This window comes from Pseudomonas sp. B21-041 (assembly GCF_024748675.1).
In the GTDB taxonomy this organism is placed as follows: Bacteria; Pseudomonadota; Gammaproteobacteria; order Pseudomonadales; family Pseudomonadaceae; genus Aquipseudomonas; species Aquipseudomonas neuropathica.
The window spans coordinates 4,083,397-4,096,552 of sequence record NZ_CP087175.1 but is presented as its reverse complement, the minus strand read 5'-3'; the positions used below and the strand labels follow the sequence as shown (position 1 = coordinate 4,096,552).

The window sequence follows — 13,156 nt, the reverse complement described above, 5'->3', positions numbered from 1 at the left end:
CCGCTTAAGGCTATACCGCAGCCGGGCGCGGCCCTATGATCGCAGGCGTTGCCGGAACACGATGACCGGCGTCTGAACAGAGAGTGATGATGGTGCAGGTATTTTCTCGAATTCGTGCGGCGCTAGTGGTGGCGGGTTGTGCGGCCGTGTTGGCCGGATGTGCAGGTACTGTGGCGCCTGAGGTCAAGCGTCTGCCGGAGCGGGTCGAACTCAGTGGCACGTTCTATCGCGGCGAAGCCAATCAGAGCGGCCCGCAAGTGTTGGCCAGCCTGTTGTCGCAGCAGGGCATCGTGATCACTCCGGGGTTGCTCGAGAAACCTCTGCACTTGCCGGGTGCCGAAGACAAATTGCAACGGAACCTGCAAAACCTCGCCCGCGAGTACGGCATGGTGGTTTACCCGCTGGACAGCAACCTGCCCGCACTGTTGACCCAAGTGGCGGCAGGCTATCCGGTGATGGTGCGCTTCAGCGAGGGGGCAGCATTCTGGGCCGAGCCGCGTTACGCAATCCTGTCCGGTTACGACCGCAACAAACAGAAGGTCTTGCTGCGTGCCGGCATGAACCGTCGCGAACTGATGAGTTTCAGCTCCTTTGAGTCGGCACTGGAAAAATCCGGTGGCTGGGCCGTGCTGATCCAGAAACCGTCGCAGATCCCGGCAGCCGTTGACCGTCAGCGCTGGCTCAAAGCAGCCGATGAACTGGCCCAGGCCGGTCAGGAAAACGAAGCGGCGCAGGCGCGCAAGGCGCTGGCAGCCCACTGAGTTCCCGTTCGTCATTTGCCGGGCACGACTGCGCCCGGCAAGCCTCCTACGAATAGAACCCGTTTTCTGCGGGTGAATCAGGAGGCGAACATGGCAGATTCCCCATCCCCGAAAGGGCCGCATTCGACCGAGCACTCGTCGGGTCATGATCTGGGTTTCGACCCGGACTCGCCGGACGTCGACGATCCGCAAGTCGATCCGGTTGGCCCGGCCAAGGCGCCGAAAGACGTGAAACCCGGTGAAGACCACAAGACACCGGCCAAACCTTATGACCCGTTAGCCAATCTGAAACCTTGATGCGAGGTGCGTATGAGTACTGACTCAAGCTTCGATGACCAAAAACCGGACAGCGTGCCCACGACGCCGGAGCCGGAGATTGATCCGGACAGCCCGCTGCGCGATCCGATGGCCCGACCTAATGTCATGACGCCGGAACATTCGCGGGATCCAAGTGCAGGCGATGGCATTCCTGATGACGACAAGATGCCGCTGCCCAATGACTGAAACACAGGCGAAAAAAAAAGCCCCGAGGATTCGGGGCTTTTTCTTGCGCGCTCGGGTTACTTGGACGCTTCAACCACACCGCTCTGGCGTGACTTAAGGTTTTTCTCGGCCTTGTATTGTTGCGCCACCGCAGGAACGTTGGCGCTCTTACCGGTTTCCACCCAACTGCGAATACGGCTGGCATCGGCGAAGTGGGTGTATTTGCCGAAGGCGTCGAGAATGACCAGCGCGACCGGACGGTTACCCATCTTCGTCACCAGCACCAGGCAGTGACCGGCAGGATTGGTGAAACCGGTTTTGGTGATCTTGATGTCCCAGTCGGCCTTGTTCACCAGGTGGTCGGTATTGCGGAAACCCAGAGTGTAGTTGGGTTTGCGGAAAGACACGGTCTTTTCCTTGGTGGTGGTGAGTTCGCTGAGGAGCGGGTACTTGTGCGCGGCCACCAGCAGCTTGCTCAGGTCGCGGGCGGTGGAAACGTTACGCTCCGACAGGCCTGTCGGTTCGACAAAGTGCGTACTGGTCATGCCCAGTGCCTTGGCTTTCGCGTTCATGGCCGCGATAAAGGCCGCGTAACCTCCCGGATAGTGGTGAGCGAGGCTGGCGGCCGCGCGGTTCTCCGAAGACATCAAGGCGATCAGCAGCATCTCGCGACGCGGCAGCTCACTCTTGAGTTTGACTCGAGAGAACACACCCCTCATTTCCGGTGTGTTGCTGATATCGACATTGATCCATTCGTCCATGTTCTGCCGGGCTTCAACCACTACCAATCCAGTCATGAGCTTGCTGACAGAAGCGATCGGCACGATCACGTCAGGGTTGCTGGAGTAGATGACTTTGTTGGTCTGCATATCCATGAGCAGTGCGCTGCCGGAGGCGATCTTCAGGCTCGAAGCGTCACGTGGGGCAGCGGTGGTTTCCGCAGCGTTGATCGTTGGCGTGATGAATGTGCCTGTAAAAGCAAAAAACAGGCTCAGAATCGAAAGACGAATTTTCACGCGGGCGAACTCATAAAGGTTGGATATTCCGTTAGTTTGTAACGGGTTATTTCTTCAAAGCGTCGCATTCTAGGAGTATGGCTGAAGATCTGTCGATGGTTGTTTGAATGACCTGAAAAACTCGTGAAAAGGCCTGTAAAAAGAGGGGTTTCCGGCGAACGGTTACAGTTTTTTCTCAGGCATGAAAAAACCCGCACGAGGCGGGTTTTTCTTAGTGCTGAAAGTACCACTCAGGCGTGCAGGGTTTCTGCCGCGTAGAGCGTGTTTTCCAGCAGGCAGGCGCGGGTCATCGGACCTACGCCACCCGGCACTGGAGTGATCCAGCCAGCGCGGGGCAGGGCGGTTTCGTAGACGACGTCGCCGACCAGTTTGCCGTCGTCCTGACGGTTGATGCCGACGTCGATCACGATCGCGCCTTCCTTGATCCACTCGCCTTTGACCAGGCCCGGCTTGCCGGCGGCCACCACCACCAGATCGGCACGACCAACGTGGCCGGCCAGATCCTTGGTGAAACGGTGAGTCACGGTCACGGTGCAGCCGGCCAACAACAACTCCATCGCCATCGGGCGACCGACGATGTTGGAGGCGCCGACGACCACTGCGTCCATGCCATAAAGGTCAGCGCCAGTGCTTTCCAGCAGCGTCATGATGCCTTTAGGTGTGCAGGGACGCAGCAACGGAATGCGCTGGGCCAGGCGGCCGACGTTATAAGGATGGAAGCCGTCGACGTCTTTGTCCGGGCGAATGCGCTCCAGCAATTTGGAGGCATCCAGGTGCTCGGGCAGCGGCAGCTGAAGCAGGATGCCGTCGATTGCAGGGTCGTCGTTGAGGCGATCGATCAGATCGGTCAGCGCGTCTTGCGTGGTGTCGGAGGGCAGGTCGTAGGCTTGAGAGAGGAAGCCAACCTCTTCACAGTCTTTACGCTTGTGCGAGACATAAACCTGAGAGGCAGGATCGCTGCCGACCAGGATCACCGCGAGGCCGGGAGTGCGCAGGCCTTGCTGGCGACGCTCGGCAACTCGTTGGGCGATCTGCTGGCGCAGGCTGGCGGCGATCGATTTGCCGTCGATTAGTTGTGCAGTCATTGCGCGTGATTAACCATCGAGAGGGGAAAAAATGAGAACGCATTCTCGCATGTCGAGCGGTGAGGGCAAAGGCGCTTGGTCAGCAAATTCCTCTAACTCCTTTAATTAAATGAATTTTTTTCAAAAAGGATTTGACGACCTTCGGAGCGCTCTATACTATTCGTCGCACTTGTCGGGCACAGCCTAGCACTGGTTAAGAAGGTGAAGCGGAATCAAGGTTCTGCAACACTGGAAAGCACTTAGTTTGTAGTCCTTTAAGAGTACAGATTAATAAGGCGCCCGTAGCTCAGCTGGATAGAGCATCCGCCTTCTAAGCGGATGGTCGCAGGTTCGAGTCCTGCCGGGTGCGCCATTAGGCAGCTTTGGCACAAGTAGCGCGATATGGTGGGCGTAGCTCAGTTGGTAGAGCACGGGATTGTGACTCCCGTTGTCGTGGGTTCGATCCCCATCGTCCACCCCATATTTCGAAAGGCGCCAGATGTAACAGTCTGGCGCCTTTGCTTTAAAAGCTTCATCGCGGATGTGGTGGAATTGGTAGACACACTGGATTTAGGTTCCAGCGCCGCGAGGCGTAAGAGTTCGAGTCTCTTCATCCGCACCAATTAAAGCTTCATTCATGTCTTCGGGCTGGTGAGGTTTCAACAAAGAAGTTGTTTGGCTTTTTTGTTACGCAATATGGTGGGCGTAGCTCAGTTGGTAGAGCACGGGATTGTGACTCCCGTTGTCGTGGGTTCGATCCCCATCGTCCACCCCATATTTCGAAAGGCGCCAGATTTAACAGTCTGGCGCCTTTTTGTTTTAGCGGTTCTGAAAAGCGGCGATTGCCGGTTTCGGGGCGCAGGGGCAGGGCGCTTCGTCGTATTTATGTTGCTCGATGATGCTGTGCTGCTCGCCGGACTTGCTTGCAGGTTCGGCCGTCAGGGACTGATTGGCAGCCTCTTCTATATATAGAAGCGGTTGGCGCAGAGCCCTGGCGTGATTGGTTGTATTCGCCTGTGGGACGCGCTGCATCCGTGCATCGATCCCTATAAATTGCCTGCTGTTTTTTTACCCGTTTTCAGTAGGGTGACTTCTTGAGTTTGACCCACTAGAATGCATGCCCTTGATTCTGGGGTCGGAAACGGCCGGCTAACGTCTGTGCAACGAGGAATATCCATGCAAGTTTCTGTTGAAAATACTACTGCTCTTGAGCGCCGCATGAGCGTCACCGTGCCGGCTGAGCGCATTGAGAGCCAGGTCAACAAGCGTCTGCAGCAGACTGCCCAAAAGGCCAAGATTGCTGGCTTCCGTCCAGGCAAAGTGCCAATGAGCGAAATCAAGCGCCGTTTCGGTGCTGATGCTCGTCAGGAAGCCGTAGGCGACGTGATCCAGTCCTCCTTCTACGAAGCTGTGGTTGAGCAGAAGCTGAACCCGGCAGGTTCGCCATCGATCGAGCCTAAGTCGCTCGAAGCGGGCAAAGACCTGGAATACGTTGCTGTATTCGAAGTGTTCCCTGAGTTCACCGTTGCCGGTTTCGACGGCATCACCGTTGAGCGCCTGAGCGCTGACGTAGCTGACGCTGACCTGGACAAGATGCTCGACATCCTGCGCAAGCAGAACACCCGTTTTGAAGTGGCCGATCGCGCTGCCCAGAACGAAGACCAGCTGAACATCGATTTCGTTGGCAAGGTTGACGGCGAAGTGTTCGCTGGCGGTTCCGCCAAAGGCACTCAACTGGTGCTGGGTTCCGGCCGCATGATCCCGGGCTTCGAAGAAGGTCTGGTTGGCGCTAAAGCTGGCGAAGAGCGCGTTCTGAACCTGACCTTCCCAGAGGACTATCAGAACCTGGACCTGGCTGGCAAAACCGCCGAGTTCACCGTCACTGTCAACACTGTTTCCGAGCCTAAGCTGCCAGAGCTGAACGAAGAGTTCTTCGCTCAATTCGGCATCAAGGAAAGCGGCATCGACGGTTTCCGCACCGAAGTTCGCAAGAACATGGAGCGTGAGCTGCGTCAGGCGATCAAATCCAAGGTCAAGAATCAGGTAATGGACGGTCTGCTGGCCACCAACCCGATCGAAGTGCCTAAGGCGCTGCTGTCCAACGAAGTTGACCGTCTGCGTGTGCAGGCTGTTCAGCAGTTCGGTGGCAACATCAAGCCTGATCAACTGCCGGCCGAGCTGTTCGAAGAGCAAGCCAAGCGCCGCGTCGTGCTGGGTCTGATCGTTGCTGAAGTGGTCAAGCAATTCGACCTGAAGCCTGACGAAGCTCGCGTTCGCGAAATGATTCAGGAAATGGCTTCCGCTTACCAGGAGCCTGAGCAGGTTGTGTCGTGGTACTACAAAAACGAGCAGCAGCTGAACGAAGTGCGTTCGGTTGTGCTGGAAGAGCAAGTTGTGGATACTGTTCTGCAGAAAGCTAGTGTGACCGACAAAGCGGTCTCTTACGAAGAAGCAGTCAAGCCGGTAGAAGCTCCAAAAGCCGACTGATTGATTCCGCGTTAAGAAGTACACACCATAAGCCAGCTCTCGAGCTGGCTTATGCGTATTCAAGACATAACTATTTGGGAGCGACTGCAGAGCATGTTCCGTAATTCTTATATTCAGCAGAACTCTGATATCCAGGCCGCCGGCGGCCTGGTCCCGATGGTTGTCGAGCAATCTGCTCGTGGCGAACGCGCCTATGACATCTATTCGCGCCTGCTCAAGGAGCGAGTGATCTTTCTGGTTGGTCCGGTAGAGGACTACATGGCCAACCTGATCTGTGCGCAACTGCTGTTCCTTGAAGCGGAAAACCCGGACAAGGACATCCATCTCTACATCAACTCCCCGGGCGGTTCGGTGACTGCAGGCATGTCGATCTACGACACCATGCAGTTCATCAAACCGAACGTGTCGACCACCTGCATCGGCCAGGCCTGCAGCATGGGCGCATTCCTGCTGACCGCAGGTGCCCCGGGCAAGCGTTTCTGCCTGCCGAACTCGCGCGTGATGATTCACCAGCCACTGGGCGGTTTCCAGGGCCAGGCGTCGGACATCGAAATCCACGCCAAGGAAATCCTCTTCATTCGCGAGCGTCTGAACACGCTGATGGCCAAACACAGCGGGCGTACTCTGGAAGAAATCGAGCGCGATACCAATCGCGACAACTTCATGAGTGCAGAAGCTGCGAAGGAATATGGCCTGATCGACGAAGTGATCAACCAGCGCCCAGCTTAAAATAAGCAGCTCAAAATAGGCTTGGTCGGCTTGTCTGATCAGCGGCGGGCTTGAAAAAGCCCGCAATAGCCTTCATCTTGTGTTGCAAGCCTATCGGATTTGGATCGAACGAATGACTGACACCCGCAACGGCGAGGACAACGGCAAGCTGCTCTATTGCTCCTTCTGTGGCAAAAGCCAGCATGAAGTGCGCAAATTGATTGCCGGCCCCTCGGTCTTTATCTGCGACGAGTGCGTCGACCTGTGCAATGACATCATCCGCGAGGAGGTGCAGGAAGCCCAGGCCGAGAGCAGCGCGCATAAATTGCCTTCGCCTAAAGAAATCAGCGGCATCCTTGATCAGTACGTCATTGGTCAGGAGCGTGCGAAAAAGGTTTTGGCCGTAGCGGTGTACAACCACTACAAGCGCCTGAACCAGCGTGACAAGAAAGCTGACGACGTCGAACTCGGCAAGAGCAACATCCTGCTGATCGGCCCGACAGGCTCCGGTAAAACCCTGCTGGCCGAAACACTGGCCCGCTTGCTGAACGTTCCGTTCACCATTGCCGACGCAACCACCCTCACCGAGGCGGGTTACGTGGGTGAAGATGTCGAGAACATCATTCAGAAGCTGCTGCAGAAGTGCGATTACGACGTAGAGAAAGCCCAGATGGGTATTGTCTACATCGACGAAATCGACAAGATTTCCCGTAAGTCCGACAACCCGTCGATCACCCGGGACGTTTCCGGTGAAGGCGTGCAACAGGCCTTGCTGAAGTTGATCGAAGGCACGGTTGCTTCCGTACCGCCGCAAGGTGGCCGCAAGCACCCGCAGCAGGAATTCCTGCAGGTCGACACCCGTAACATCCTGTTCATCTGCGGTGGTGCGTTCTCTGGTCTGGAGAAGGTTATTCAAAACCGTTCCACCAAGGGCGGCATCGGCTTCAACGCAGAAGTACGCAGCAAGGAAGAAGGCAAGAAAGTCGGTGAATCCCTGCGTGAAGTCGAGCCTGACGATCTGGTCAAGTTCGGTCTGATCCCGGAATTCGTCGGTCGTCTGCCGGTCCTCGCGACGCTGGACGAGCTGGATGAGGCTGCGCTGATGCAGATCCTCACCGAGCCGAAAAATGCTCTGACCAAACAGTATGCCAAGCTGTTCGAGATGGAAGGCGTGGATCTGGAATTCCGGACCGACGCACTGAAATCGGTCGCCAAGCGTGCCCTGGAACGTAAAACCGGTGCTCGTGGTCTGCGCTCGATTCTCGAAGGTGTATTGCTCGACACGATGTATGAAATCCCCTCGCAGTCCGAGGTGAGCAAAGTCGTGATCGATGAAAGCGTGATCGAAGGCAAGTCCAAGCCACTGTATATCTACGAAAACAGTGAGCCGACGGCCAAGGCAGCGCCGGACGCTTAAGCGTCCAGTCTGCTGGAATAAAGAAGGGGCCTTCGGGCCTCTTTTTTTTTATGTCATTTTTTACATCCGCTTTGTGCTTGTTTTTTTTCAAGGCAGCCCCCATCTTGGTTTCAAGCTCAATTCCATCTGATTACGGCCATATGGCCGCCGTAGAGGCGAAATCATGAAGACAACCATCGAATTGCCTCTCCTGCCATTGCGTGATGTCGTGGTTTATCCGCACATGGTTATCCCGCTGTTCGTGGGGCGCGAGAAATCCATCGAAGCCCTCGAGGCCGCGATGACGGGCGACAAGCAGATCCTGCTGCTGGCCCAGAGAAACCCGGCTGACGACGATCCCGGTGAAGACGCTCTCTATCGCGTAGGTACCATCGCCACTGTTCTACAGCTTCTCAAGCTGCCTGACGGCACCGTCAAGGTTCTGGTCGAGGGTGAGCAGCGTGGCACCGTCGAACGCTTCAGCGAAGTCGACGGCCATTGCCGTGCCGAAGTCTCGCTGATCGAAGAAGTCGACGCTGCCGAGCGCGAATCCGAAGTGTTCGTGCGCACACTGCTGTCGCAGTTCGAACAATATGTACAGTTGGGCAAGAAGGTCCCGGCTGAAGTCCTGTCGTCGCTCAACAGCATCGATGAGCCGGGTCGCCTGGTCGACACCATGGCGGCGCACATGGCGCTGAAAATCGAGCAGAAGCAGGAAATCCTCGAAATCATCGATTTGTCGGCCCGGGTCGAGCACGTTCTGGCGTTGCTGGATGCCGAGATCGATCTGCTGCAAGTCGAAAAACGCATTCGTGGCCGCGTCAAAAAGCAAATGGAGCGCAGTCAGCGCGAGTACTACCTGAATGAGCAGATGAAGGCCATTCAGAAAGAGCTCGGCGACAGCGACGAAGGCCACAACGAAATCGAAGACCTCAAGAAGCGTATCGACGCTGCCGGTCTGCCGAAAGACGCGTTAGCCAAAGCCACTGCCGAGCTCAACAAGCTCAAGCAAATGTCGCCGATGTCCGCTGAGGCCACCGTGGTGCGCTCGTACATCGACTGGCTGGTGCAAGTGCCGTGGAAGGCGCAGAGCAAGGTACGTCTGGACCTGGCGCGCGCAGAAGACATTCTCGACGCCGATCACTACGGCCTCGAAGAGGTCAAGGAACGTATCCTTGAATACCTCGCCGTGCAAAAGCGCGTGAAGAAAATCCGTGGCCCGGTGTTGTGCCTGGTCGGTCCTCCGGGCGTGGGTAAAACCTCGCTGGCGGAGTCGATTGCCCATGCCACCAACCGCAAATTCGTGCGCATGGCCCTCGGTGGCGTGCGTGATGAAGCGGAAATCCGTGGTCACCGTCGGACTTACATCGGTTCGATGCCAGGAAGATTGATTCAAAAGATGACAAAAGTGGGTGTGCGCAACCCGCTGTTCTTGCTCGATGAAATCGACAAAATGGGCAGCGACATGCGTGGCGACCCGGCGTCGGCGTTGCTGGAAGTGCTCGATCCGGAGCAGAACCACAACTTCAACGACCATTATCTGGAAGTCGATTACGACCTCTCGGATGTGATGTTCCTGTGCACCTCGAACTCGATGAACATCCCGCCGGCGCTGCTCGACCGGATGGAAGTGATCCGTCTGCCGGGCTACACCGAAGACGAAAAGATCAACATCGCCGTCAAATACCTCTCGCCAAAGCAGATCGCCGCTAACGGTCTGAAAAAGGGCGAGCTGGAATTCGACGCTGAAGCGATCCGCGACATCATCCGTTACTACACCCGTGAAGCCGGTGTGCGTGGCCTCGAACGTCAGATCGCCAAGGTCTGCCGCAAGGCCGTTAAAGAGCACGCACTGGAAAAACGCTTCTCGGTGAAAGTGACAGCTGACTTGCTGGAACACTTCCTAGGTGTACGCAAATTCCGCTACGGTCTGGCCGAGCAACAGGATCAGATCGGTCAGGTCACCGGCCTTGCCTGGACTCAGGTTGGCGGTGAATTGCTGACCATCGAAGCCGCGGTTGTGCCGGGTAAGGGTCAGTTGATCAAAACCGGTTCGCTGGGCGATGTGATGGTCGAATCGATCACTGCCGCGCTCACTGTAGTGCGTAGCCGGGCCAAGAGCCTGGGCATTCCTCTGGACTTCCACGAGAAGCGCGACACGCACATCCACATGCCGGAAGGGGCGACGCCGAAAGACGGTCCTAGCGCCGGTGTAGGCATGTGTACGGCGCTGGTGTCGGCATTGACCGGCATTCCGGTGCGCGCTGATGTCGCTATGACCGGTGAAATCACGCTGCGTGGCCAAGTGCTGGCGATTGGCGGTCTGAAGGAAAAACTGCTGGCGGCTCACCGCGGCGGAATCAAGATCGTGATTATTCCGGAAGAGAACGTACGTGATCTGAAGGAGATTCCTGACAATATCAAGCAGGATCTGCAGATTAAACCGGTTAAATGGATTGACGAGGTCCTGCAAATTGCGCTGCAATACGCGCCGGAGCCCTTGCCGGATGTGGCTCCCGAGATAGTTGCCAAGGACGAAAAACGTGAGTCTGACTCTAAGGAAAGAATTAGCACGCATTAATACGCTTTTGCCTGGGGGGCTTCCTTGACAGTTTTTTAGAGCCCTTGTTATAAAGCGGCTCTTAAGTGTCTGTAGGCCATTCAGCACTCGTTTTTGCTTTCACCAAAAAACTTAGAATCATCTCAAAATAGATATAAGGGGACTTAGAGTGAACAAGTCGGAACTGATTGATGCTATCGCTGCATCCGCTGATATCCCGAAAGCTGCTGCTGGCCGTGCGCTGGACGCTGTAATCGAATCCGTCACTGGCGCTCTGAAGGCTGGCGACTCCGTTGTTCTGGTTGGTTTCGGTACTTTCTCCGTGACGGACCGTCCGGCTCGTACCGGTCGTAACCCTCAAACCGGCAAGACTCTGGAAATCCCGGCTGCCAAGAAGCCAGGTTTCAAAGCCGGTAAAGCACTGAAAGAAGCTGTTAACTAAGTTTTCAGGTTTTTACCCATCCGGGTCGGGGTCATGCCTGACTTGGCAGCGGAGCGGTAGAACAGGTAGCTGAAACAGTTGTCTGTAACGCCGGGATCGAGGGTTCGAGCCCTGTCCGCTCCGCCAGTTACGAGAAGGCGCATCCTCGGATGCGCCTTTCTTCTATCCGGATTCTACCCACGCTCCACGGTTGCCTAATTTTGAAGTTCAACCGTTTCTGGGGGACGCATGCTGCAGAATATCAGGGACAATTCACAAGGCTGGATTGCCAAGACCATTATCGGGGTCATCGTTGCACTGATGGCTCTGACCGGTTTCGACGCCATTTTCCAGGCCACGACTCACAAGAATGAGGCGGCCAAGGTCAACGGTGATGAAATCAGCCAGAACGAGCTGAGCCAGGCCGTTGATATGCAACGCCGTCAGCTGATGCAACAGCTGGGCAAGGACTTCGATGCTTCCTTGCTCGACGAAAAAATGCTGCGCGAATCGGCCCTCAAGGGTCTGATCGATCGCAAGCTGCTGCTGCAAGGTGCAGAGCAAGCGAAATTCGCTTTCTCCGAAGGCGCACTGGACCAAGTGATCCTGCAGACACCTGAATTCCAGGTGGACGGCAAGTTCAGCTCCGAGCGTTTCGACCAGGTGATCCGTCAACTGGGTTACAGCCGTATGCAATTCCGCCAGATGCTGGCTCAGGAAATGCTGATCGGCCAACTGCGCGCCGGTGTGGCGGGCAGTGGTTTCGTCACTGACGCCGAAGTGCTGGCATTCGCCCGTCTGGAAAAACAGACCCGCGATTTCGCGACCCTGAACGTCAAGGCTGACCCGGCGGCGGTCAAACTGACCGACGACGAGGTCAAGGCTTACTACGACGAGCACGCCAAGGAGTTCATGACTCCGGATCAAGTGATCATCGATTACGTAGAACTGAAGAAGTCTTCGTTCTTCGATCAGGTTGCGGTCAAGGACGAAGACCTGCAGGCGGCGTATCAGAAAGAGATCGCCAACCTGTCGGAACAGCGTCGTGCCGCGCACATTCTGATCGAAGTGAACGACAAGACCACCGAGGCTCAGGCCAAAGCGAAGATCGAAGACGTCCAGGCGCGTCTGGCCAAGGGCGAGAAGTTTGAAGCGCTGGCCAAAGAGTTCTCGCAGGATCCGGGTTCGGCCAACAATGGCGGCGACCTCGGTTATGCAGGCCCTGGCGTTTACGATCCGGCGTTCGAAAAAGCCTTGTACTCCTTGTCGAAAGACCAGGTGTCCGAGCCGATTCGTACCGACTTCGGTTATCACTTGATCAAGCTGTTGGGTGTGGAAGCGCCTGAAGTGCCGACCCTGGCCAGCCTGAAAGACAAGCTCACCCGCGAGCTGAAAGCCGCTCAGGTCGAGCAGCGTTTTGTCGAGGCGACCAAGCAACTGGAAGACTCCGCATTCGAAGCGTCTGACCTGGCTCAGCCAGCGGCAGATCTGAAGCTGACCGTGCACACCTCCAAGCCATTCGGCCGTGAAGGTGGCGAAGGTGTTGCGGCGAACCGCGCCGTGGTTACTGCTGCGTTCAGCACCGAAGTGATCGACGAAGGTGCCAATAGCACCGCTATCGAGCTGGATCCGGAAACCGTGATCGTGCTGCGTTCCAAGGAACACCTCAAGCCTGCGCAACTGCCGCTGGAAAACGTGAGTGCGGCGATCCGCACCCAGTTGACCAAAGAGCACGCCAGCGCGGCTGCCAAGACCAAGGCCGAGAAGCTGATCGCGGATCTGCGCGATGGCAAGGCGCCGTTGGACAAGGCGGTTGATGGTCAGAACTGGAAAGCCACTGAAGCGGCCACCCGTGGTCAGGAAGGTGTTGATCCGGCGGTGCTGCAAGCGTTGTTCCGTATGCCGAAGCCGGCTGCGAAGGACAAGCCGACGTTCACCAGCGTGACGTTGCCGGATGGCAGTCTGATGATCGTGCGTCTGAATGGTGTTAACGAAGCGGCTGCGCCGACGGATGAAGAGAAGGTTCAGTACCGTCGTTTCCTTGCTTCGCGTGAGGGGCAGCAGGACTTTGCTGCTTATCGCAAGCAGTTGGAAGCTCAGGCTGACATCAAGCGGTTTTGATGGTTGACTGAGATGTGATGAGAGCCCCGGCCTGAATAGGTCGGGGTTTTTTTTTGGGCTTTGGGTAGTGGCGGCCTTTGGGCCGGCCATGTTCTTGGGGTTTTGGGTGAATATCCGTTGCTGCGGGTGCTGCCGTTGG

Annotated in this window: 11 protein-coding genes and 4 tRNA genes; 13 read left to right on the top strand and 2 right to left on the bottom strand. The window is 56.6% G+C overall.

Annotated features, from left to right (window positions below; genetic code table 11):
• Window positions 1-89 precede the first annotated feature (89 nt).
• The 3 genes from LOY43_RS18025 (at window position 90) to LOY43_RS18015 (ending at window position 1,265) form a co-directional block, all read left to right on the top strand.
• Entirely contained in the window at window positions 90-761 is a 672-nt protein-coding gene (locus LOY43_RS18025) for a peptidase C39 family protein (protein ID WP_095050823.1), read from the top strand.
• Window positions 762-851: 90 nt separating this feature from the next.
• The gene (locus LOY43_RS18020) at window positions 852-1,058 is read left to right on the top strand and encodes a DUF6021 family protein (RefSeq protein ID WP_095050822.1); all 207 of its coding nucleotides are present in this window, start codon (window positions 852-854) and stop codon (window positions 1,056-1,058) included.
• A gap of 12 nt (window positions 1,059-1,070) precedes the next feature.
• Window positions 1,071-1,265: a hypothetical protein gene (locus LOY43_RS18015; protein ID WP_258708491.1), complete on the top strand. Its 195-nt coding sequence runs from the start codon at window positions 1,071-1,073 to the stop codon at window positions 1,263-1,265.
• 56 nt (window positions 1,266-1,321) lie between these two features.
• Here LOY43_RS18015 and pbpG read toward each other — a convergent pair whose 3' ends face one another.
• Together pbpG and folD are read right to left on the bottom strand one after the other, a co-directional pair.
• Window positions 1,322-2,260, bottom strand: a complete 939-nt coding sequence (pbpG, locus tag LOY43_RS18010) for a D-alanyl-D-alanine endopeptidase (RefSeq protein WP_095050820.1) — start codon at window positions 2,258-2,260, stop codon at window positions 1,322-1,324.
• A gap of 230 nt (window positions 2,261-2,490) precedes the next feature.
• A complete protein-coding gene (folD, locus tag LOY43_RS18005) occupies window positions 2,491-3,345 on the bottom strand; it encodes a bifunctional methylenetetrahydrofolate dehydrogenase/methenyltetrahydrofolate cyclohydrolase FolD (protein ID WP_038362797.1) in 855 nt (284 codons plus the stop codon).
• 275 nt (window positions 3,346-3,620) lie between these two features.
• Between folD and LOY43_RS18000 the strand changes: the two genes are divergently transcribed.
• The 10 genes from LOY43_RS18000 to LOY43_RS17955 all read left to right on the top strand — a co-directional run bounded on the left by LOY43_RS18000 (window position 3,621) and on the right by LOY43_RS17955 (window position 13,017).
• A tRNA-Arg gene (locus LOY43_RS18000) sits at window positions 3,621-3,697 on the top strand.
• Between the two features lie 32 nt (window positions 3,698-3,729).
• Window positions 3,730-3,805: transfer RNA gene (locus LOY43_RS17995), tRNA-His, on the top strand.
• 56 nt (window positions 3,806-3,861) lie between these two features.
• Window positions 3,862-3,946, top strand: a tRNA-Leu gene (locus tag LOY43_RS17990).
• 77 nt (window positions 3,947-4,023) lie between these two features.
• Window positions 4,024-4,099 (top strand) — tRNA-His (locus LOY43_RS17985).
• A 401-nt stretch (window positions 4,100-4,500) separates the two neighbouring features.
• On the top strand, window positions 4,501-5,811 hold the full coding sequence (tig, locus tag LOY43_RS17980; protein ID WP_095050817.1) for a trigger factor: 1,311 nt from the start codon (window positions 4,501-4,503) through the stop codon (window positions 5,809-5,811).
• Between the two features lie 93 nt (window positions 5,812-5,904).
• Entirely contained in the window at window positions 5,905-6,540 is a 636-nt protein-coding gene (clpP, locus tag LOY43_RS17975; RefSeq protein WP_007951559.1) for an ATP-dependent Clp endopeptidase proteolytic subunit ClpP, read from the top strand.
• Window positions 6,541-6,652: 112 nt separating this feature from the next.
• On the top strand, window positions 6,653-7,936 hold the full coding sequence (clpX, locus tag LOY43_RS17970) for an ATP-dependent Clp protease ATP-binding subunit ClpX (protein WP_003223632.1): 1,284 nt from the start codon (window positions 6,653-6,655) through the stop codon (window positions 7,934-7,936).
• Between the two features lie 163 nt (window positions 7,937-8,099).
• Window positions 8,100-10,496 (top strand): endopeptidase La, encoded by a 2,397-nt coding sequence (gene lon, locus LOY43_RS17965; RefSeq protein ID WP_007917325.1) that lies wholly within the window; start codon window positions 8,100-8,102, stop codon window positions 10,494-10,496.
• Between the two features lie 148 nt (window positions 10,497-10,644).
• Complete coding sequence (locus LOY43_RS17960) at window positions 10,645-10,917, top strand: HU family DNA-binding protein (RefSeq protein ID WP_003183171.1); 273 nt, start codon at window positions 10,645-10,647, stop codon at window positions 10,915-10,917.
• A 228-nt stretch (window positions 10,918-11,145) separates the two neighbouring features.
• On the top strand, window positions 11,146-13,017 hold the full coding sequence (locus tag LOY43_RS17955) for a SurA N-terminal domain-containing protein (RefSeq protein WP_095050815.1): 1,872 nt from the start codon (window positions 11,146-11,148) through the stop codon (window positions 13,015-13,017).
• Window positions 13,018-13,156: the final 139 nt, after the last annotated feature.